The sequence below is a fragment of the Pseudoalteromonas sp. OF5H-5 genome, from assembly GCF_021530695.1.
Classification (GTDB): Bacteria; Pseudomonadota; Gammaproteobacteria; order Enterobacterales; family Alteromonadaceae; genus Pseudoalteromonas.
Genome location: NZ_JAKGBF010000006.1, coordinates 80,017 through 102,124 on the forward strand (window position 1 = coordinate 80,017; position 22,108 = coordinate 102,124).

17 protein-coding genes are annotated in these 22,108 nt (G+C 42.6%); 3 read left to right on the forward strand and 14 right to left on the reverse strand.

Translation table 11 applies throughout. The features are described from left to right. Positions 1-29: 29 nt before the first annotated feature. From L1271_RS10775 to L1271_RS10820, 10 genes are all read right to left on the reverse strand, one after another. On the reverse strand, positions 30-608 hold the full coding sequence (locus L1271_RS10775; RefSeq protein WP_010607517.1) for a thymidine kinase: 579 nt from the start codon (positions 606-608) through the stop codon (positions 30-32). Between the two features lie 56 nt (positions 609-664). Further along, positions 665-1,390 carry a transporter substrate-binding domain-containing protein gene (locus tag L1271_RS10780; RefSeq protein ID WP_227387831.1) on the reverse strand — a complete coding sequence of 242 codons (726 nt, stop codon included), beginning with the start codon at positions 1,388-1,390 and terminating at the stop codon, positions 665-667. A gap of 104 nt (positions 1,391-1,494) precedes the next feature. Beyond that, entirely contained in the window at positions 1,495-1,956 is a 462-nt protein-coding gene (locus tag L1271_RS10785) for a methylated-DNA--[protein]-cysteine S-methyltransferase (RefSeq protein ID WP_102058589.1), read from the reverse strand. Beyond that, on the reverse strand, positions 1,953-3,311 hold the full coding sequence (locus L1271_RS10790) for an AlkA N-terminal domain-containing protein (RefSeq protein WP_235367840.1): 1,359 nt from the start codon (positions 3,309-3,311) through the stop codon (positions 1,953-1,955). The genes L1271_RS10785 and L1271_RS10790 overlap by 4 nt, the downstream gene beginning before the upstream one ends. A 381-nt stretch (positions 3,312-3,692) precedes the next feature. Next, positions 3,693-4,304: a superoxide dismutase gene (locus L1271_RS10795; RefSeq protein ID WP_010607513.1), complete on the reverse strand. Its 612-nt coding sequence runs from the start codon at positions 4,302-4,304 to the stop codon at positions 3,693-3,695. 14 nt (positions 4,305-4,318) lie between these two features. After that, positions 4,319-4,837 carry a hypothetical protein gene (locus L1271_RS10800; RefSeq protein ID WP_010607512.1) on the reverse strand — a complete coding sequence of 173 codons (519 nt, stop codon included), beginning with the start codon at positions 4,835-4,837 and terminating at the stop codon, positions 4,319-4,321. A gap of 107 nt (positions 4,838-4,944) precedes the next feature. Next, positions 4,945-5,829 carry a cation diffusion facilitator family transporter gene (locus L1271_RS10805; RefSeq protein WP_010607511.1) on the reverse strand — a complete coding sequence of 295 codons (885 nt, stop codon included), beginning with the start codon at positions 5,827-5,829 and terminating at the stop codon, positions 4,945-4,947. A gap of 57 nt (positions 5,830-5,886) precedes the next feature. Beyond that, positions 5,887-9,015, reverse strand: coding sequence for an efflux RND transporter permease subunit (locus tag L1271_RS10810; protein ID WP_235367841.1), 3,129 nt, complete (start codon positions 9,013-9,015; stop codon positions 5,887-5,889). A gap of 13 nt (positions 9,016-9,028) precedes the next feature. Beyond that, entirely contained in the window at positions 9,029-10,138 is a 1,110-nt protein-coding gene (locus tag L1271_RS10815; RefSeq protein WP_010607509.1) for an efflux RND transporter periplasmic adaptor subunit, read from the reverse strand. Positions 10,139-10,521: 383 nt separating this feature from the next. After that, the gene (locus L1271_RS10820) at positions 10,522-10,848 is read right to left on the reverse strand and encodes a DUF2946 family protein (protein ID WP_010607508.1); all 327 of its coding nucleotides are present in this window, start codon (positions 10,846-10,848) and stop codon (positions 10,522-10,524) included. 272 nt (positions 10,849-11,120) lie between these two features. On the opposite strand from L1271_RS10820, the gene bfr (L1271_RS10825) reads away from it, so the two are divergent. After that, positions 11,121-11,588 carry a bacterioferritin gene (gene bfr / locus L1271_RS10825; protein ID WP_010607507.1) on the forward strand — a complete coding sequence of 156 codons (468 nt, stop codon included), beginning with the start codon at positions 11,121-11,123 and terminating at the stop codon, positions 11,586-11,588. A 17-nt stretch (positions 11,589-11,605) separates the two neighbouring features. Continuing rightward, entirely contained in the window at positions 11,606-12,070 is a 465-nt protein-coding gene (gene bfr / locus L1271_RS10830) for a bacterioferritin (protein ID WP_102058584.1), read from the forward strand. A gap of 32 nt (positions 12,071-12,102) precedes the next feature. Here the strand turns inward: bfr (L1271_RS10830) and L1271_RS10835 are convergent, their stop codons facing one another. Further along, on the reverse strand, positions 12,103-12,297 hold the full coding sequence (locus L1271_RS10835) for a (2Fe-2S)-binding protein (protein ID WP_010607506.1): 195 nt from the start codon (positions 12,295-12,297) through the stop codon (positions 12,103-12,105). Positions 12,298-12,778: 481 nt separating this feature from the next. Here L1271_RS10835 and L1271_RS10840 point away from each other — a divergent pair, with 481 nt between their 5' ends. Continuing rightward, a complete protein-coding gene (locus tag L1271_RS10840; RefSeq protein WP_235367842.1) occupies positions 12,779-17,266 on the forward strand; it encodes an EAL domain-containing protein in 4,488 nt (1,495 codons plus the stop codon). A 28-nt stretch (positions 17,267-17,294) separates the two neighbouring features. Here the strand turns inward: L1271_RS10840 and L1271_RS10845 are convergent, their stop codons facing one another. From L1271_RS10845 to L1271_RS10855, 3 genes are all read right to left on the reverse strand, one after another. Beyond that, on the reverse strand, positions 17,295-20,078 hold the full coding sequence (locus tag L1271_RS10845) for an ATP-binding protein (RefSeq protein WP_235367843.1): 2,784 nt from the start codon (positions 20,076-20,078) through the stop codon (positions 17,295-17,297). Positions 20,079-20,195: 117 nt separating this feature from the next. Then, a complete protein-coding gene (locus L1271_RS10850) occupies positions 20,196-21,086 on the reverse strand; it encodes a cation diffusion facilitator family transporter (protein ID WP_010375246.1) in 891 nt (296 codons plus the stop codon). 505 nt (positions 21,087-21,591) lie between these two features. After that, positions 21,592-22,077 (reverse strand): GAF domain-containing protein, encoded by a 486-nt coding sequence (locus L1271_RS10855; RefSeq protein WP_102058581.1) that lies wholly within the window; start codon positions 22,075-22,077, stop codon positions 21,592-21,594. Positions 22,078-22,108 lie beyond the last annotated feature (31 nt).

Genomic DNA, 22,108 nt, shown 5'->3' on the forward strand with positions numbered 1-22,108 from the left:
TCTTCGCAGTACATCAGGTTTAAATATACTTATGCGTTTAGCGCATCCTTATAGTGTTTTCTACAAAGAGAAACATATCTATCGTTACCACCAATCACAACTTGATCGCCATCCGCAATGGCCTTGCCATGCTCATCGGTGCGAAGCACTCGGTTTGCTTTACGACCACAGTGACAGATGGTTTTTAGCTCAATCAATTTATCTGCCCACGCCAGTAAATATTGTGAGCCCTCAAACAGCTCACCACGAAAGTCAGTTCTCAGACCATAGCATAATACCGGGATCCGCAGCTCATCGACGATATCCGTCAGCTCTGCGACTTGAGCTTTTGTTAGAAACTGGCACTCATCTACCAATACGCAGTCAATTTTACTCTCGGTGTGGGCAGACATCAGCAGTGCTTTCACATCTGTTTGGCTTTCAAAAACTTGCGCCTCAGCTTCTAAGCCGATACGCGACGCTACTTTGCCCACGCCAGCACGGTTATCAATTGCAGCAGTGATAATAAACGGGCGCATGCCTCGCTCTCGGTAGTTAAATGCCGACTGCAATAAAGTTGTAGATTTACCGGCATTCATTGCCGAATAGTAAAAATAAAGCTGGGCCATAATAGATATTTCGAAATAAAAATTCGCGCTAGTTTACTGGCTAACGATTAAAAGATCTATTGCTTATCCATTTGGCTGGGTTGTGAACGCAAATACTCACTATATAAGGTGTCGAGGTTAATAAGCTGACTTGCACGCCACACTTTCCAGCTTAATTCAGGGTGCTGCTGATAAAACTGCTCAGAAAATGCCATAAAACCAAACGACGTTTCTATCGGTGGAAAAACCGCTTCCAAGTGGTTAAAGGGAGGCGATAATGTGATTGGCATATTACCGATTTGGCAAAGGCCAATGGTCGCATCTAGTAATTCATTTTCAACCAGTGCAATAGCATGCTCCAACGAGTCGGTTTCGAATATGGAAAAATGCTTGGGCATACTTTCTCGAATAGCATACCCACGAGGTACTGCGAGTTCTATTTCTTTGCTCAGATTTAATGTTGCTTTGTTAGTTTTGCTTTTGAGTAAACAAGTGCTGATCCGATTAATTGCATATTGCTGTGCAATAGTGCCATCGGGATTCTTTGGATACGCCATTTGCTCTTCTCTGGATGCTCGGTGACTTGCCACCACAGCATCAACTTTGCCATTTTCCAGCTCATGCAAGCAACGGCTCCATGGCTTTCGAGTGTAAGTGAAGTTCACCTCTTTTACGTGCTCGTCAAGCTGTTGCACTATCTGGATCGTGACGCCTGGATTTGCCGATGGCACAGTTTGCCCTGCACCATGGATAAAGGGTGGAGCATGTTTATCTTCATAACAAAAGCGAACCTCTGTTGCCATACAGGTCCACGAAGTAAAAACGCAAAAAGCAATAAATAGCAGTCTCAACATTCACTCCAAACATGTAGTAAATCGAAATAACAACGATTAACCACTAGTATACTCTATTTTTTAAAGCTTACTCCCTCGTGTTGCAACAACCACTCTTTCGCTTCAAGTCCACCAGCATATCCTGTTAGTTTGCCATTTGCACCAATAATGCGATGACAAGGCACTATGATACTAATTGGATTTTTGCCGTTGGCAGCGCCAACAGCACGGACGGCATTTTTGTTCCCTAAGCGCTCCGCTATCCAACCATAGCTATGCGTTTCACCAAATGGTACTTGTGCCAACACCTGCCAGACTTGCTTTTGAAAGTGCGTACCATCCACATCAAGTACCACATCAAAGCGTTGGCGTTTGCCAGCAAAGTATTCTGTTAACTGTTTTTTTGCCATTTCTGTATGCCGATTTTCCCCTTGCTCATAACGCATCTTTGGAAAAAAACCAACATATCGTAAACCATTATTGGATGCTTGTATTATCCACTCTCCAGTGGGCGAGGCTAATGTAGTTTCAATCATAATTGTTGCCATAGTTGAAAAGTTAAATAAGAACGAAAAGGAGCACACTTTTCGATATCTATTGTTTTTAAGGATTTTTCCATTGCCTTTTTGACACCCAAATCACCACCCAAGTAAATGTCTGGGTGACTCAATCCGCGCATTTTTGCATAGTCGACAGTCCAAGGGCCTATCCCTTTAATATTTAACCAGTCATCAAGTTCAACATGTTCCGAACCAACATATTGCTCAGCGAAAGCTTTAATAGCCGCTTTTCTCCGCTCAGGCATTTTGAAAAAGGCGAGATCACTATCTAATACGGCCTTAGGCTTAGGGAAGTAACGCATGCCATCTTCAGCTACCTCACCAAGTGTTTCAACCAATAAAGCAAGTAAGTTTCTCGCCGCTTGAACACTGATTTGTTGACCTAAAATAGCTCTCATTCCCGCTTCAAACTCACTCCAGATCCCAGGTAATCTGAGTCCCTCTTGTAGCGGCAAATCAGGTGCGGCTTCATGAAGGTGAGACTCAATAAAACAGGTATCCGCATCCAAATCTAACACACGCCTGATCTGCGCAATCATCGGAACTAACAAGGATAAATCACAGAGCGCGATAACCACTTTAAAGCGATGTTTTTCAGGCTCGATAGTCGCGGTGAAGCGCCCTGTTTCCCCTTCTATCATCACGGTTCGCCCATAACCGTTTTCTGTTAACCACTCGATACCTGGCACAATTCTCATTGCTAAAAACTGCTGCATTTTATCCCAGTTGTACGGTGGTCGATAAGACAAGTAAATCGCAATGGCTGAGCCACTACCTGCGTCTCTTCTGAGTTGACTTGGTGATAACTGATACAGTTTCTGGAATGCATCATTAAAGCGTCGCAATGAATTAAACCCGGCGGCAAACGCGACTTGCGTGACAGGAAGGTCACTTTGCTGTAATAGCTGCTTAGCTAAGTCACATTGCTTATAAAGTGCATATTGTTTGGGGCTGGTGCCAAAATATTGATTGAATACTTTATTTAAATAACGGACCGAAATGCCTAACCTATCGGCTAAGTCTTCTGTCGAATGACGTATCAAGGCCCCCTCGTCGATTAACTTTTTGGCTCTGACTGCGGTTGTTTCCGTGCCAAGCCATGCATAACTACCCGGTGCGCTGTCAGGGCGGCAGCGAATACAAGGTCTAAAGCCAGCTTGCGCTGCATTGTGGGCAAATTGAAAATACTCAACATTTTTTTCTTTTGCAGCAGGTGCTGGACATATTGGCCGACAATAAATGCCGGTGCTCTTGACCGCAACAAAAAACAACCCATCAAATCTAGCATCGCGACTATTTCTAGCTTGAGAACAAACTTCTGGTGTATACATGACTTTCGCTCGTACTTCGTTTTCACTCAGTCTAATAGCTATCACTATAGCAAACTAGCCATTTTTGGTACTCAACCATATTTGGAGTATTCATGAAAAAAGCCCGCTAGGGGCTTTCTAACCTGAGCTTCGGATAACTAATGCCTTTCTAGCAGCCAGTTTTAGCGCTAACTGCGTTGAATTCACTTCCAATAGCCCGCTATTAATGCGTAAATTCGCCTTGCCTACAGGAAGTAGGTACCTTAGCGAGAGCAGGACGCGGAAGCGGTGTTATCCCTAAAACTCTCTGGCTAGACAGAAAGTCATTCAAGATAAATTTTAAAACTATATGTTAGCTCATTACTTACCCAAACCTCAGGTTAAATAACTGAGGAAAAAGTACTAACCTATTGCTTGATTATATCTGCGCTCGACTTCAGACCAATTAATGACGTTGTAAAAAGCGGCGATGTATTCTGGTCGACGATTCTGATATTTGAGGTAATAGGCATGTTCCCACACATCTAAACCCAATATTGGGGTGTGCTGCTCCATGTAGGGACTATCTTGGTTAAGACTACTCGTCACCGCTAACTTGCCATTTTCATCTACAACTAACCATGCCCAGCCACTGCCAAATCGGCTGACAGCAGCGTTTGTAAATTCAGTTTTAAAGCTATCAAAACCGCCGAATTCACTTTCTATCGCTTGTTTTAACGGCCCATCACACAAAGGCGCATAATTCGGAGTCATAATTTGCCAGAACAAACTATGGTTATTGTGCCCGCCGACATGTTCTTGCACTGCTTTTTGTAAGGTTTCAGGTAACGTTTTAATGTTTCTCAGCAACGTTTCGGTGTCTTTACCCTCGAACTCCGTCCCCTCTAATGCTGCGTTTGCTTTATTTATATATGTCTGATGATGCAAAGTATGATGGATCTCCATCGTTTTCGCGTCGATATGTGGTTCCAGTGCATCATATGCGTACGGTAATTCAGGTAAGGTATAAGCCATTCGACCTCCAAATGTTAATGTAAAACGCGAGAATGCTGGTGCGTTACCAGCATCGCTTCGTTAATTTGATGAATAAGCTCAGGTAAATGAGGATAGCGTGTTGCAAAATGGATCAGCTCTTGTCGAGTTTTATGCAAATGATGTAAGACGGTAGGCGCAAGTTCATTGTTATATTCGAGGTAGGTTGCATGTATCTTCAGATGGATTGAGATAAGTTGCTGGCACGCTCTATTTGGTTGGTCAAGCGCAATAAAGGTATCAGCTAGATTATGTGCGGATACTACGACGGCTGGTAAACTGTGCTCTATGGCACTCATCACGACGCTGTCCTTTTGGCATAATAAAAACTCATCTAAAATACCTGTCGCGAGTGTCAATGCAACCTGATATTCATCACGGGCACGCAGAAATATTTGCGCTTGATATGCTTGATTACCAGAGAGTATTTTAGCTTGCCAAGGTGACAACACTGAAGATAACGCGCAAGCTCCGCTTGCTAAGCGATTTGCACTAAGGTCCATGCGATTTTTCATATTTTACCCTTATACCGAACTAGCTTACTTGTGCAAGCAAACCAGTATGAGCTATTGGGGCACTATATGATCACACAAACATTAATGCAAACTATTTTCATTTGTGTTTATTTAATTTCTACACACTGATGTGTTACCAAAGAGTCCTCGGTTAATTCAAGTGTGGTATGCGACAATCCAAACCGCGACTGTAAACTCTCTTTTAACCGCGCTAGCGTGCTTTGGTCGCTCAAGGACGTAATGACAACTTGCGCCTCTAAAATATATTCATGCTCATTGAGCTGCCAAACATGAATATGGCTTACTGTCTTAACATTCTCTTGAGTCTCAAGGTATTCCTTAACCTCTTGAATATTCACATTATCTGGCGTCGCCTGCATGAGAATTCTAATACTACTTTTGCTCAGTTCAACGCCATGGTAAATCACGTATGCGGAGATCAATACAGTGGCGATAAGATCCACCACATACCATTGATATAAGATGATTAATGTTCCAGCCACGATCACTGCAACGGAAGCCGCAGCATCAGAAACATTGTGAATAAATGCCGCACGAATATTTAGGCTGGTTTTTGCACCTGCAGAATAAGTAATAAGTGCTGTGATAACATCGATAACTAACGCCAAGGCCGCGAGCCACACCACTATCCAGCCATCAATTGGCTCTGGATTTAAAAATCGAGAAATCGCCTCGAATAACAGATAAACCCCAACAACGATGAGTGTCGCACTATTAATTAACGCCCCAATTATTTCAGCACGTTGATAGCCATAAGTGAGTTCAAGTGAGGCCGGCTTTCTTGCAACTTTTTGCGCGACTAACGCGATAATAAGCGCACCGGCGTCACTTAAATTATGTAGCGCATCAGCAACCAAAGAGAGACTACCAGAAAGAATGCCACCAACGACCTGCGCGACACTCAGTAGAATATTAACAAATACGGCCCAACCGAGCTTATTTCCATGATGGTGATGATGTGCGTGAGACATACTCAATCCTATTTATTGATCCGAATAAGGGGCCACTTTCAATGGCCCCCACGGGCATTACGAATTTTTAATTTGCTTTGAGAATAGTGGATAAAGTGCTGGCAATACAAACAACGTCAGCAAGGTTGACGTTAATAATCCACCAACAATTACACTGGCAAGCGGCCTTTGAATTTCAGCGCCCACTCCTGTCGATAGCAGCATGGGAATAAGTCCCAGCGCTGAGGTTATCGCAGTCATAAGCACGGGTCTAAGCCTTGAAATTGCTCCCTCAAAGACACCCGAATGAAGCGATTCTCCCGCAGCCAATCGCTGGTTTATGCTCTCAACCATGACCACACCATTGAGTACCGCGACACCGAATAAGGTGATAAACCCAACCGAGCTTGGGACCGAGAGATATTGTCCTGAGATATATAAAGAAAATACCCCACCAATGACCGCAAGCGGCACATTCACTAAAATAAGCGCAGCCTGAGCCATTGAACCAAATGCAAAGTAAAGCAAGAGTGCTATTAGCGCCAAAGATAACGGCACCACGATTGCCAAGCGTTTTTGTGCTCGTTGCTGGTTTTCAAATTGACCACCGATTTCAACACCATAACCTGTTGGTAAGTCAACTTTACTATCAATAGCCGCGCGAATATCACTTACTACACTGCCCATATCACGACCTTGCACATTAGCTTGGATCACCACTCGACGTTGAACGTCATCTCGTCTTACTTGCGGAGGACCAGATTGATATTCAACATTCGCAACATCAGCCAACCGGATCCACGCCCCTGAACTTGATTGTAAACGTATTTCTTCAATAGTCTGTTTGCTTTGACGGTACTTGGGTGCCAAGCGGACATAAATATCATAGCGTTCGTTACCGTTGATGACCTGCCCCGCTTTACTGCCACCAACGCCATCTTGCACTAATGCCATTACGTCTCCGACAGCTAAACCGTAGCGCGATAACGCTTGACGTTTTGGGGTGATGATCAGCTGTGACTCACCTGCTATTTGCTCAAGTTGTACACCTTCAGTCCCTTCAACTTGCACCACGGCCGCTTCAATTTCCTTGCCTTTTTTTGCAAGCACAGCTAAGTCAGGGCCAAACAACTTAATCGCCAACTGCGCTTTAACACCTGAGAGTAATTCATCGACACGCGTCGCAATAGGCTGTGAAAAATTAAACAGTAAGCCGGGATAAGCCGATAGTTTTTGTTCCATCAAAGCTTGTAATTCGTAGCGATTATTTGCGCTTTGCCACTGTGCTACTGGCGCAAGGCCAATATAGATTTCAATGTTATTTACCGGTTCAGGATCGCCCCCTATCTCCGCTCGACCAATTCTGCTTAGCGCGTAGTTTACTTCAGGAAAAGTGAGCAGCATTTTTTCCAGCTCAGGCGCAACATTAAGCGCGGTTTCAAGACTGGCGGAAGGCGCTAGCGTTACCCTTAGGTTGATGGTGCCTTCTTCAAGCTCTGGGACAAACTCGGTACCAATTTTAGTGAACGTAAAACCGGCCGCCGCCATCAATAATATGACGATTGCCATCAACAACTTTTGCCTATGCAACACTCGATTTAACGTCCAGCGGTAGCCTTTTTCTAGCGCGACGAGAATTATACTCTCTCGCGCTTTAACGCCATGTTTAAATAAGTAGGTCGCAAGCGCTGGGACAATGATAAGGGCAACAAATATCGCCGCAACAACAGCCAAAATAATACTGATTGCCATGGGTTGAAATAACTTAGCTTCAACCCCTTCAAAACTAAATAACGGGGTGAACACTACTAAGATTATACTGGCAGCAAAAAAGATTGGCCTTGCCACTTCCTTTCCTGCGAGCTCAACAATGAGTCCTACAGAGAAGTCATCACTTTCCTTTTGCCTTGTTAGGTGTTTAAAGATGTTTTCTACCATCACCACTGAGCCGTCAACTAACATCCCTATCGCGACTGCGATACCACCTAGCGACATTAAGTTGGCCGATACGCCAAGCCACGCCATAACCACAAGTGCAATGGCAATTGAAATAGGAATTGAAATGAGCACCAGAAAAGTCGCTCTCAGATTCATTAAAAACAGCGCGAGCACCACAACGATAAAAATAAATGCCAGTGCCAAGGCTTCAACGACAGTTTGTACTGCTTTGCTGATTAAATCAGACTGATCGTAAAACGGCTCAAACCTTACCCCTTCGGGTAGTGCTTTATTAATAAGTTCCACGCGGTTATTAATGCTATCAATGGTTGCTTTGGTGTTTGCTCCCATTCGCTTTAGCACTATGCCTGTTACGACTTCACCGAGCTGTTCCACTCCACCAGAGGCGCTTTTTCTAGACATCGTGACAGCGCCTTGACGGATTTCTCCACCAATCGATACAGTAGCAACCTGAGCCACAGTCACGACCGTGCCATCAATGGTTTTGACGGGCACGTTGGCAATCTCCTGGATCCCCTTCTCCCCACTTTGAAACCAGCCAGTTCCGCGGATCACCAACTGCTCTTGACCGCGCTCTAAATACCAGCCGCCGACATTTTGGTTATTACGCTCGATGGCACTCACCACATCTTGCTGAGTGAGCGCATAAGCCAATAGCTTATTTGGGTCGATATTGACTTGATACTGGCGCACATCGCCGCCAAAGGCCAATACATCAGTTACTCCGTCAATTGGCATTATTAGCAGCTTGACCACCCAGTCATTGAGACTACGTAAGGCCATTGCATCATATTCAGAGTTCGGCTCGCTCATCAGCATATATTGAAATACTTGACCAAGCCCTGAGGTATTTGGCCCCATTTCCGGCGTACCCACACCACTTGGGATCAACTCCTTTGCAGCTTGGAGGCGCTCAAATACCAACTGTCTGGCAAAATAGATATCGGTGCCTTCCTTAAATACTACCGTAACGCCAGATAGACCAGTTTTAGAAATTGAACGCACTTGCTGCACATCAGGCAAGGCATACATCACAGCCTCAATGGGATAGGTGATTAACTGCTCAACTTCTTCCGCTGCCAGTCCCGGCGCCTCAGTATTCACCGCAACCTGCACATTCGTTACATCGGGAAACGCATCTAAGTTGAGTTTTGGAATAGTCACGCTAGCAGTTGCCGTGATAACGAGTAAAAAAAGAATAATTAGAAGCCGATTGTTTACAGACCAATCGATAATTCGATTAAACATGATGAGGCTCCCCTTAATGGTTATGCGGATCGAAGCCTGATTTGGCTTGCTCTGAGGCAATAAAGAACGCCCCGGTTACGGCCACGCGCTCACCCACAGCCAAACCGATAACTTCAACCTGAGCGCCAAAGTCTTCACCTAAAGTCACTTCTTTGGGATGGAACTCGCCGGGTGCTTCTTCGATGTACACCACCCAATCGCCGTCAGGCCCACGACTTAGCGCGTCTGCAGGTAACGCAATGGTTGGCTCTTTTGACGGTATGATAAAGTTGACGTTAACAAACATCCCTGCGTGTAGCTTGTCGTCACTATTTTCAACCAATAGGCGGATCTGTCTGGTTCGAGTAATGGGGTCGATTGTATGCGCTTCTTGGATAACTCGAGCCGCATATTGCTGATCTTCTATGCCAATCAATGCTTTAGAGTTAACCGCTAACGAAAGTTGAGAGTTCGGTTGTAAACGGGCTTCCACCCATAGCTCGCTTTCATCAGTGATTGCCATTAAAGTTGTGCCAGAAGCAACATGCTGGCCCTGAGTAAAGGCATCTTGAGTCACCACCCCCTCGCGCTCAGCAACGAGCGTATATTGGCCAAGTTCACTGGCGGGCTTAGTGGCTATTTCTTTAATCTCTTTTTCTGTTACTCCAAGTGCTAACAACTTTGAATAAGCCGAACTAAAATCGGCACTTGCTTGAACGCGTTCACGCTCACTGATGGTTTCTTTACTTAACCGTTTAACTCTATCCCATTCTGTTGAAGCGACCAAATACTGCGCTTGGGCCTGCGCCATTGCCTCCGAGAATAAGGTGATAAGTGGGTCGTTAACATTAACCATAGAGCCAAGCGTAGTGTGTCGCTTTAACACGATTGAATCGGCTCTTGGCGATACTAAATAGCTGGTATAGCCATTGGCTTTTACTTCCCCAGGTGCAAAATAAAAACGCTCATGGCTTTCCAGCTTGACTTCTTTGGTCTGAATTCCAGCAAAACGCATCTGCTGTTGCGTTAGTACGATGGCATTTTCTTCCTCTTCATGTTCTTCATGACCGTCGCCGGCATATGCCAGCGAGCTAAAAAGCGCGTTCACCGCGAAATAGATGGAGAAAATTTTAAAGTTTGTCATTCGATACTCTTTTACTCAAGAACGTAAGTTGACGTTCAAAACCGTTAGCTTGTGTAGCGAATTGCACCAAGCATTGCTTTTACAGTGCCAATTCGTAAACAAGAATGCGCTTCTCAAGCAGACGTGATTTATCTGTAATCAACGTCATCAGCTAAGAAGGAGTAATACCAACCGGTGTTAAAGTAGCTCATTTACTTAATACAATTGGTATAAACGGAGTGGGCAATATCACTGAAAGCAAAACACATAAGCATAGAAAACAGGTCTAGTTGTTTGCTCACTAACACGAATTTGCGCTAAGTTGGGTTTATCAATTTACGCATTAACCTAAACACAGGTTAGTGAAGTTAAATTGAGTTCACGCCTTCAATGATAACCGCGACTTAAGCGATCGGTGGACGATGTGCTTGCTCTACAAAAGCACGCACTTTAGTATCTGATTGAGGATAAATTTCGCTATTTGGTCGCATTTCAAAGGGGATAAAAGATTTTAAAATCACTAAATTCAAATGCGTCCCACTGCAATGGCCACAGTGGTGGCAGTCTTTTGTATGATGGTCGCTGGGGTCTGCTTGCACATCTTCAGCATGATCGTGAGTATGTTGGAGGTGAGACACTTCGATTTGATGGAAGCTAGATTCAGACGCGAATACACTCACAGATTGCACCGCAAGTAGAAGCATCACAAAAATCAAAACTAGCTTATTCAAATCTACATTTCTCTTTAAAACAAAAGATCGTTGTCAATTTACCACCTGCACTTGTTCTGTCAATAGTAGCGCTAAGCTTTAAGTCTTATTTTTTGCTGTCATTACTGATCCTACTCAAAATGAAATAACAATAATTTGCATTGTTAGGCCAAAACATCAACTTAAATGCGAATTATAATCAATATATAACACTATGTTTTATAAAGATTTTTCATTGACACATCACATAAATCCGTTAGACTAGCCGCATATTCACAGTTTGAGGTAACAGCATGCAAGGTAAACAAAAAGTCATCGACGCATTCAATAAGCTATTAGCCAATGAGCTTGCAGCTATCGATCAATATTTCATCCATTCACGTATGTACGAAGATTGGGGGTTGAGCAAACTATACCAACGCCTTGAGCACGAACGTGAAGAAGAAACCACGCATGCAGATTGGTTGATCAAACGCATTCTTTTCTTGGAAGGGGTACCTAACATGACAAAACGTCGTGATCTACTCATCGGCCAAGATGTTAAGTCCATGATGGAAAACGACCTAAAACTAGAGCTTGAAGTTGTCGAATGCGTTAAAGAAGCAATCAAAATCTGTGAAGAAGAGCAAGATTACCAATCTCGAGAAACGCTTGAAAAGCTGTTGTTTGATACAGAAGAAGATCATGTTTACTGGCTAGAGCAGCAAATTCGCCTGATTGATCTTATCGGTGCTCCGAATTATATCCAATCTCAGCTTTAATATTAAGGACTCGACAAATGAAAGGTGATAGAGAAGTAATCGGAGCGCTTAATAAAGTTTTGGCCAATGAGTTGGTAGGTATCAACCAATACTTTTTGCACGCACGTATGTTTAAAGACTTCGGTTTTAGCCAGTTAGACAAAGCGGATTATAAAGTCTCAATACAAAAAATGAAAAACGCTGACCGCCTTATCGAGCGAATTTTGTTCTTGGAAGGCCTTCCTAACTTACAAGATTTAGGTCGTTTAAAAATTGGTGAAAACAGCGCTGAGATGATTGATTGCAATATGGCATTTGAGCAAGCGTCTTTGGTCGACCTCCAAGCAGCAATTAAATTGTGTGAAGAAAAGCAAGATTACATCAGCCGTGAAGCGTTAGATAAAATCCAAAACGAGCAAGAAGAGCAAATTGACTGGCTTGAAACTCAGCAACATCTAATTAAGGTGATGGGAATAGAAAACTACTTACAGTCTCAACTATAAGTATTTAATTGAGGTTGCGTGATAATGTACTGTTACGCAACCTGATCAGTGACATCAACAATCGCAATCAGCTTTTCATTTAGAATTTTCTTCGCACAGTTACAGCACTTTCCACACTGCTTACCAACAGATAATGTCTGGCTAAGATCACGCATTGAACGAGCACCATCGTCTATCGTCTCTGCAATCTTTTTATCTGTAACACCATGGCAAATGCACACGTACATAAATGAAAACCAATCTCAAACTCATTAACTGAAAACAAGTCTAATCTAAACGATAACAATTATCAACACATACCTTAGCTATAAATGCGAATTATTTTTCTTTGTAAGCTGCAGCAAAGACTTCGTTATTCACACTTCGTAAAACGTCGTACTCAAGCCGACGTTTATTTCTATAAAATTAAGAAAAATCCAGTAAAACTGCTACGCTTAATTTAACCAGATGAGTTTCACTTTAAACATGAGAGTTTGGGTGCACTTTCACCCAAGAAGATTGTTTTGTTTGCTACAAATGACAAACCTTAAACATGTATAAATTGTTAAATATATTGCATAAAAACCAAGGTTTAAGTTGATTTCAATCTAGCATTTCCGCTAGACTTCGCGTCACCGCTAACAGTTTTATTAGCGCGGATCAGCTTAGTTTGATTTGGTAACATGTTGTTAAAGGACTAAATGAGATTGGATAGAGAAAGGTCTTTTAATGAAGCAAGCGCTATTGTGTTTTTTTATATTATTATCTTTGTGTTGCATAGTCGCGCCTAGCCACGCCCATAACTTCGGTCAATATACTTCTCGTTTCTCTGTTGAGGAGGGGTTAAGTCAATCAGCAATCACCGCCATCACACAAGATAAACATGGCTTTATTTGGATCGGTACTCTTCAAGGCTTAAACCGCTATGACGGCAATCAAATCGTTAGTATTGCAGCCTCTCAGGGTCTTGATGAGCAAGAAATAGTTGGGTTATTCAATATCTCGAATGACGAGTTACTGATCTCTACTGGTATCAGCGGTGCGTTTTTACTGAATGTTAATGACTACACAGTTCAACAAATCTACGACGGTAAACGTCAAGACAACAACGCAGCTCCAAAACCCATCGCTACAGCCATTGCTCATCGAGAAAATATCATCTTCTCCATTGAAAGTGACCTCTACACATTAGATCGCGATACGTTAAAGTCAGAATTACTCACTCACTTCGCACCAAGTAGCTACATTCGCGCCATAAACGTTATCGGTAATTTTGTGATTATTGGTACAACGGAAGGTCTATTCACCTATTCTCTTGCGACCGGCAATGTAGAGCAAATAAATTACACAGATTCAAAGTCAGAACTCAGTCATGATGTTAAATTACTCAAACGCGACCCATCGTTGGGGTTACTCGTTGGTACTGTAGAAGGCTTATTTGTAATTCCAGTCAGTAATCAAACACTTGTTGCTTCAAAAAGCTATGAGCTCGTTCCTGAGAAAAATATTTGGGGACATCAAATCACTCCCTATGGCGAGTTTATTGCTACCGAACATGGATTGTTGCTTATTGATAGAAGAAAAAAAACCAGTTCAAAGGTGCTTTCCTTAACCGAAGGGCAATATCGTCTCACCAACCCCAGTATCACTAACCTTTACGCAGATAGAAACAATAACCTATGGATGGGCACGTATAATGATGGTGCATATTTATGGCCTTCAAGCTCGCTGCGCTTTACAACATTTATAAACACCCAAGACAGGTTTGCCAATAACAATATCTGGTCGATTCACCCTACCAACAATAACACGGTACTCCTCGGTACGGATAACGGCATTAATGAGTTTGATTTGAGCACCCAGCAATTGAAATCCAGTTACCTGCAAAATAGAGACCCAAAAGCGCTGTACGGAGCAGATGCTGTATTCTCTATTTTTAATTCTTCATATTTCGACAAAAATACATTTCTTATACAAACAACTCAAGAGACCGCACTATTTAACACCGACACCAAACAGCTAAACCCAATTACGCTTGAAAATGGTGACAAACTTGAACCATATAGCTGGGGTATTGCTAAGTACTCAGAAAGTAAGTTTCCATTTATCAATAGCAACGGGTTTTATGAATATGATGCTGCCACTAGTACAGTGCGGGCATTAGAAGGACTGTCAAAGCAGCTGGCAGCGGCACAGAGCTTTTTGATCCTACCGCCTTTGGATACGACTAACGATGAATATTGGATAAGTACGGACATCAGTTTGGTCAAATATAATGAGTCAACAGATACCCTAACAACAATTTACAACAAATCGGATAAGCACTTGGTCTCCGCCGTTAATAGTTGGGTAGTAGATAGATCTGGAACACTATGGTTGGCGACCTCAACCGAAGGTCTAGTCGGGATCAATAAAGATACTTACGCCGAAGAATACAAGCTAACGACTGAACAAGGTTTGATGAGTAATGCTATCTACAATCTCCAGTTAGATAGAGATGGAATGATTTGGGCCAGCAGTCAACGCGGCATGTTTAAATTCGATCCAATAAATAAAGTATTGGAAACCTTTGGAACGAATCAAGGCCTGCCGACGCTTGAGTTTAACGGAGGGGCAGCAGCAGCACTTGAATCTGGCAAGCTGATGTTCGGTACAGTCAACGGCTCTATCACTTTCGATCCGGAACAGTTTTCAGATGGCGCGGTTAAGCGCCGCCCACTACTGGTCACTCAAATGGATATTTTAAGCAGGGATCAAACCTACTTAGCACCTGATGCAATATTGCAAGCATTTGATTTTAAGTTTGATGACATGGGCATTGAGCTACTGTTTTCTGATTTTGACTTCAATGCCAATCATCATATTCAATACCAAGCTTCTTTGCATGGTCCAAGTGCACTTACGTTTTCAAACTTAAAACGAAACAAAGTATTTCTAAATCAATTACTCCCTGGTGATTATCAGTTAATCGTTGCACCGCATTCGCTTGACGGTGATGACCTGAGCAATGCACTCAACTTGCGCTTTCATGTTGCTCACTCTCCATGGCGCTCGCCTGTTGCATTAATCTTATACAGTCTAAGTGCATTCGCGCTAATATCGCTCGTCGTTATTAAGCACAAACAGAAACAACGTCAGCTTGAAACCGCACTTAAAGCCGTTACGCATGCAGGAAGGCAAACGAAGCTGGCGTTGAAATCAACCAAAAGCGGCGTTTGGTCAGCAGATGTCGTTGCACGCCAAATCACACAGCAGCGCGCCGAAGCGCTTGGCTTTGAGAGTGATACTATGACGTTGCAAGAACACTATAACGCCATTCATCCAGATGATAGAGAAGTTGTCGAGCGTGCTTGGAAGAAATTTATTTCTAACCCGACCAAAGAGCAGCTTTCTCTATCTTATCGACTGCGCTGCACTGATAATAATTGGCACTGGTTTCACGACTTTGGCCAAGTCGCAGAGTTTGACGCACAAGGCAAAGCCACTGAACTACACGGTATTTATACCAATGTAACCACGCAAAAAGCGAACCAGATGCGCGCAAATATGCTGGGTGAGGCCTTCAGCCAAGTGAACGATTGGATTGTGATCTTAGACCCTAACTTACAGCCCATTTCGGTCAATAGTAGCTTCTGTAGAGCATTTCAACTGCAGGAAAACGAAGCGTTAAACGACTTAACGACTGAGCGTTTTGTTAATGCCATCGGGCAAAAGAAGTTCCACGGTTTAATTGCAAATTTAAAATCTCTTGGACCAAATCAATATCTAAGACAGGAAGTTCAAGTTACAGACGGCTGGGATAAAGTGCATCCAGTTCAACTAAGCATTAGCGCGGTTTCCAAGGACAATGTGAATCTCCAATACTTCGTGGTCGTTGTTACCGATTTGACTGAGCAGAAAAAAGCCGAGAATGAACTTAGATATCTCGCCAATTTCGACGCTTTGACGGAGCTGCCGAATCGCAGCTTAATGCTACAGCACATTGAATTTGCGCTGTTTAACGCAAACAACACACAGCAAAGCTGTGCCCTACTCTTTATTGACTTAGATAAATTTAAACCAATTAATGATGCCTATGGACATCATATTGGCGATAAACTACTGGTCGCGATAACTAAGCGGATCAAAGAGCAAATTAACAATAATTGTATCTTAGCAAGGCAGAGTGGCGATGAGTTTCTTGTGCTAATTAAGTCCTTCCCTAGCATCGAATATGTGAGCGAGGTAGTCTCCCGCTTAGTGAAGCACATACCCGAACGTATCGAAATTGATGGGATCACCATGAGTGTATCTGCCAGTATTGGCGTTGCAGTTTACCCGTTTGATGCACCGGACTCAGAATCCTTAATCCGTAACGCGGATATCGCCATGATCCATGCAAAGCAATCGGGAAGAAATGCATTCAAGTTCTTTACTGAGACAATGAATGAAGAGATCAGTAAAAAGCTTCGGTTAGAAACCGCAATGAAAACGGCAGTTAAAGACGGTGAGTTTTTCAATCACTATCAGCCTATCATCAATACCACAACGGGTCAGCTTGCAGGCGTTGAGTTACTCATGCGTTGGCGCAATAATGACATGCTAATTCCTCCATGCGATTTTATTCCAATCGCTGAAGAAAGCGGCTTGATCGAAACCTTGACTGAGCAAGCGCTTATCAGAGCCTTAATAGAATTGCGTCCATTGTTTACACAAGAACCAGACTTTTATTTATCTCTTAATTTAAGCGCGGTACATATTTTACGCTCAGATATCGCACACCAGTTCACTGAGATTTTAAAAGCGCATGGTCTTACTAATCGTTGCTTAAGACTTGAAATCACCGAGTCAATTTTTATGTCTGATATGGTTAAGGCACGAGCAACTATCAACGAAATGAAGCGGGCTGATTTTATATTGCTACTCGACGACTTCGGCACTGGCTTTTCTTCACTCACGTATCTGAATGAGTTCCCTCTTGATATTATAAAGATTGACCAAGGGTTTGTACGCAATATGAGCGCAAAACCCGCGAATAAATCTATCATTAGAACCATTTATTTATTGGCGCAAAGCTTAAACATGAAGTGTATTGCAGAAGGTGTCGAGACAGAATCTCAGCTTAATTATCTAAGAGACGTAGGCTGTGAATATATGCAAGGCTACCACTTCGCAAAGCCTATGGCGATTGACGATTTGCTCGCATTTTACGAACAGCATGAACGCTCACGAGCTTGATCGCGGATTGAGTGGGCTAGCCTAAGCGTTAGCCCTTATCTTGCGTTTCACTATCAGGCAGTTCTGAGCGCTGCCATTCACTAAGCTTTTGATAAAGTTCGTTAATATCAATGGGTTTAGCAATAAAATCATCCATGCCTGCCTGGATACATTTTTGTTTATCTTCTTCGTAGGCGTTCGCTGTTATCGCAATAATATGTGGATTGCCGTATATATTTGGCTCGTTTCTGATTGCTTTGGTACAAGCAAAGCCGTCCATATTCGGCATTTGGCAATCCATTAAAACCAAGGCATAGTTTTTCGCCTTCATTGCAACTAAAGCTTCGACTCCGTCGTCCACTTTATCTAACAAGCAGTGCGTTTTCTCTAGCAACTTACCAACAACCACTTGGTTAATTTTATTGTCTTCTACCAATAGAACATCGAGGCCATTAAAATCAGGAGCCCCTACTTCTTGTTGCTCTCTCTTAACCCCCTGCCCTTTTGAAGCTGGAATATCTACATAGAATTTACTACCGAGCCCAAGTTCACTGTGAATGCTTATCTCGCCATGCATCGCTTCGACTAGTTTTTTAGAAATAGCTAAGCCAAGTCCGGTACCACCAAACTTTCTTGTGGTTGAAAGGTCTGCCTGAGTAAACTCATGGAACAACGTTTCCTGTTGCGCTTTTGAAATGCCAATTCCAGTGTCAGCAACAGTAAACTTTAACATCCCACTCTCATAATGGACGGAAAGTGTTATGTGGCCTTTGTTGGTAAACTTTCCAGCATTGCTGAGTAAATTATTTACCACTTGTGACACGCGTAGTTCATCTAACTCAAGGTATGTAGGGAGTTCAGCCCCCTTCTCGTACTTAAACTCAACACCATATCTGACGTTAGAAATTTTGAAAATGCTGACCAGACTGTCGAGCATTTCTTGTAAATTCACTGCCCGGCGTTCTATTTTCAAAGCCCCCGCCTCAATTTTAGAATAATCCAAAATATCATTGAGGATAAGCATCAGGTTCTTTGCCGACTGCCGTATAATTGTTATTTGGTCTGCCATCTCATTGCTAAGACTTTGCTCTCTGATCAAGCTATCCGACATACCGATAATTCCATTTAACGGCGTTCTAATTTCATGACTCATATTGGCGAGGAACCGGCTCTTGGAATGATTAGCAGCGTTAGCGGCTTCTACGGCTTTGGTTAGCTCTTCCGTTTTCTCAGCAACTTGTTGCTCTAACTCACGATTGAAGTCGGTAAGCTTACGGTTAAGTCTTTCGTTTTCTAGGCTGGCTTGGTTTTGTTTTGTAAAACTCAGTGTTAGCTTAAAAGCCAGCTGATTGAACTGCTGCTGCAACTCAATTATTTCTAAAAAGCTGCTATCTGCATTCGCCGAATTTTCGATTAAAGTTGAAGGTTCGTAAGCACGAATATCATGACTGAGCGCCACAATTGGACGCACCAACAATCGAGTGAGCTGACGGACAAAAATAGAACTCAATATAATAATCGCAAGCGCAAGTCCCAATGCATCTGACCAAGCTTCTGCAGCAACTAGGTTAAGATATTTACGATCGAGCATAGTGATAACTGACCATTCATATTGCTTAGATACCGCAGTTTGTTTAAATAAAATCTGCTCAGTCGAGTCTTCAAAAGTTGAGGATTCCTTATCAAATAAGGCTTGTAACACTACATCACTTGGCATATCCAAGGTTTTAAATTCGGTTTTTAACGAGCTGTAGACGACCCTTTTGTGTTTATCCAGCACAATCAAGTTAGCATCTTCAGCAAGAATTTTTGGAATAAAGCGTTCAAATGAGCCAAATATTAAAGACCCTTCCACTATTCCTTTAAACTCTTCAGCGATAAAGATTGGCGCTGAAATTGCCACGATTGGCGCTTCATCAAAGCCACGCCCTTGGAATATGCCCGACACAAATCCTTCAGGGTGTTCAGGTGCTTTAATAAAATAGTCTCTATCTGACACATTGGCGTTTGTTCCCTTCATCGTCTCAGCAAAATGCTGCGGATAAAGGTGGGTAACATTAGCATCTTTGTCCGCAACAATTGCGGTTCTAAAATTAGCATGAGTTTTTAGCAACCGCTCAATAACATAATCAGCATCAATCCCTAAGGATACATCCGTTGCGGATATCACCATCGCGCGACGGTATGCATCAAGGTAGTCATCAATTTGAGCGACTATAGAACCGGAGGCTTCTTCAAGCTGTGTTTTTATCTCTGCTTCAATTCTTTTATAGTAATTGTTTGTCAGCACGACGGTTGTCATTAATACAACTAAAACGATAACAAGGTTGACGGTAGAATTCAGAATTTGATTGAGCGGCATCCCTTGCCACTTGCTGCGAGTAAAGAAAAAGCTCAGCAAGTCGACCACAGCGAGGCAAATACCAGCGTTGATTAGGTACTTAGCCAGTGCAGTGAATATAACGAGTAACGGCAGTTCGAGGGCAAAATAGCCAAAAATAAATAATGCAGGTAACCCCAACAAAATCCAATAAACGATACCCCGAACAAAAAATGGCTTGGCGAAACGGACGCAGACAAAGTGAAGCCACAACACTTCGAAGAAAAAAACCACAGAAGGCCAAGCATGCTCCCATCGATACCAAATAAAACCGGCACCTATAATCACAGCGATGATGGCATAGCGCCATCCGCATAGCAGCAGGATAAATAATACAAACAGCTGGCCAAAAAGGAATTCAGAACTATCCAAAAACCAAATTGGCAACAGATTGGCCAGCCCGCCAAGTACACCTAAGACTAAAGTTATGATGAGCGCTTGATTTTGATTCAAATGTTACACCACCGGTTTTTGATACTGCCTATGTATAACAATAAAAAATATTTTAAAACCTGCCAAGGTAGTGCAACAAATAACTAAAAAATATATCACACATTGGGTTTATTTTCCCTAATGATGAGGGCAGTCATGGCTCTCTATTTGTAGCACACTACTCAGCACATTAAAGGACTTTTTCAACGCTTCTTCCACTTCCACGCGACACGCTGAATCATGAGATTCGATAGTACAGTGATGCTTTAATACCACATGTGCACCAACGACAACCGCCCCATCAATTTTGCTAACCGTAATATTATGGGCGCTTTCAACATGCTCCGTAGACACAATCGTTCTCTCAACTTCTTGAACCGTGGGCAAAACTTCTGGGGGTGTAGCAAGTCCTTTAAGACAAGCAATTATCACCTTAATTCCTGTGAACAATACAAAGACAGAAATCAGCATGCTCGAGAGAATATCAACCACCTCCCAGCCTGTGAGGTGTATAATCACACCTGCGATAAATGTCGATATGGTGGACAGTAAATCAAAAAATGAGTGCAAGAAAACAGCATAGACGTTAATACTGTCTTTACGGCCTTTGTACAGCACCCAAGCGGAGGCCCCATGAAACAAAAACCCAATTGCAGCAATCATAGACATTAAATAGCTATTCACCTCTAGGTCATGACCGCCCGCATGATGAGACAATCGCTCACTCCCTTCGAGCAAGATAATTACCGCAATTGAAAGGTAGAGAATGCCATTGATAAGTCCACCGGTATATTCAGCACGCTTGTAACCATCGTTATATGTTTTAGCAAGATAAACTGCCACACTTGACGCTATCAACGCGATAAATAAAGAACTATTGTGCACAAACAAGTGTCCAGCATCAGCTAACACAGCGAGAGAATTAGCGTAATAAGCACCAATAACTTGAATGATCATAAAAGAGCAAGTGATTGCAAGCGCAATCAATAATCTTCGGCGAGAAGCTTGATGCGTAGTGATATCTGTCATGAAATGAGTCGTGTACCTAATTTAATATAAGATGCTACGTACAACCACAGCATAAGATGGAGCCATTTGACTAAATGCACCTCACCTTATCTTTTATACCGTGTAGGAAAAAGCCGTGATTCAAAAATACAGAAATAAATTTAGAAATATACGTAGTTAACCTGAGCTTAGGATAATTAATGCCTTTCTAGCAGCCAATTTTAGCGCTAACTACGTTGAATTCACTTCCAATAGCCAGCTATTGGTGCGCAAATTCGCCTAGTTATCATCAAAACTCTCTGGCTAGATAAGGTAGTAATTTAATGTTACTTTAGAAACAATGAGTTACCTCATTCCTTATCCAAACCTCAGGTTAGTTATCGTTTAAACATTGCCCTAAATGGCAATGATATACAGTCTCAATTGTAACGTTTCCACGAGCTAAATGCACTAACATTTGCGGCTGTAACGGCCGACTTTATAGAAAATTTTGACACCCATCGCTTTTACTTGCGGTAAAGTACAATTAGATTTTTTCTAACTGAGTTACAACGTCGGTTGCGATTTGCTTTAATATTTCACAATCAGCTTCACTCAACTCTCGGGGTTCTATATCGATAACACATACGGTCCCAACGCGAAAACCGCTGGACAATATGATAGGAGCACCAGCATAAAATCGGATATGAGGGGCATTTAACACCAAAGGGTTATCCATAAAGCGAGGATCTTCGAGCGTATCATGAACCACAAATACCGTGTCTTCTAATATTGCATGACCACAAAATGAAACATCGCGAGACGTTTGCTCAGCATCCAATCCAAAGCGAGATTTAAACCATTGTCTGTCCTTGTCAACAAGACTTACCAATGCAATTGGAGCATCAAAAACATGGGCAGTAAATTGAGTAATTCGGTCCAATTCAAGTGTTGGTTTTGTATCGAGTATCGCAAGCTCCCTAAGCGCATGTAACCTAGCTGGTTCGTTTTTAGGTACCTCAGGGGTTTTCATAATCTACTTACTTAATTAGACAGTGTTTATA

Bases quoted from the DNA above. Each gene is read 5' to 3' on its own strand.
- L1271_RS10775 (WP_010607517.1), bottom strand. From the start codon at position 608: ATGGCCCAGCTTTATTTTTACTATTCGGCAATGAATGCCGGTAAATCT.
- L1271_RS10780 (WP_227387831.1), bottom strand. From the start codon at position 1,390: ATGGCAACAGAGGTTCGCTTTTGTTATGAAGATAAACATGCTCCACCC.
- L1271_RS10785 (WP_102058589.1), bottom strand. From the start codon at position 1,956: ATGATTGAAACTACATTAGCCTCGCCCACTGGAGAGTGGATAATACAA.
- L1271_RS10790 (WP_235367840.1), bottom strand. From the start codon at position 3,311: ATGTATACACCAGAAGTTTGTTCTCAAGCTAGAAATAGTCGCGATGCT.
- L1271_RS10795 (WP_010607513.1), bottom strand. From the start codon at position 4,304: ATGGCTTATACCTTACCTGAATTACCGTACGCATATGATGCACTGGAA.
- L1271_RS10800 (WP_010607512.1), bottom strand. From the start codon at position 4,837: ATGAAAAATCGCATGGACCTTAGTGCAAATCGCTTAGCAAGCGGAGCT.
- L1271_RS10805 (WP_010607511.1), bottom strand. From the start codon at position 5,829: ATGTCTCACGCACATCATCACCATCATGGAAATAAGCTCGGTTGGGCC.
- L1271_RS10810 (WP_235367841.1), bottom strand. From the start codon at position 9,015: ATGTTTAATCGAATTATCGATTGGTCTGTAAACAATCGGCTTCTAATT.
- L1271_RS10815 (WP_010607509.1), bottom strand. From the start codon at position 10,138: ATGACAAACTTTAAAATTTTCTCCATCTATTTCGCGGTGAACGCGCTT.
- bfr (WP_010607507.1), top strand. From the start codon at position 11,121: ATGCAAGGTAAACAAAAAGTCATCGACGCATTCAATAAGCTATTAGCC.
- bfr (WP_102058584.1), top strand. From the start codon at position 11,606: ATGAAAGGTGATAGAGAAGTAATCGGAGCGCTTAATAAAGTTTTGGCC.
- L1271_RS10835 (WP_010607506.1), bottom strand. From the start codon at position 12,297: ATGTACGTGTGCATTTGCCATGGTGTTACAGATAAAAAGATTGCAGAG.
- L1271_RS10840 (WP_235367842.1), top strand. From the start codon at position 12,779: ATGAAGCAAGCGCTATTGTGTTTTTTTATATTATTATCTTTGTGTTGC.
- L1271_RS10850 (WP_010375246.1), bottom strand. From the start codon at position 21,086: ATGACAGATATCACTACGCATCAAGCTTCTCGCCGAAGATTATTGATT.
- L1271_RS10855 (WP_102058581.1), bottom strand. From the start codon at position 22,077: ATGAAAACCCCTGAGGTACCTAAAAACGAACCAGCTAGGTTACATGCG.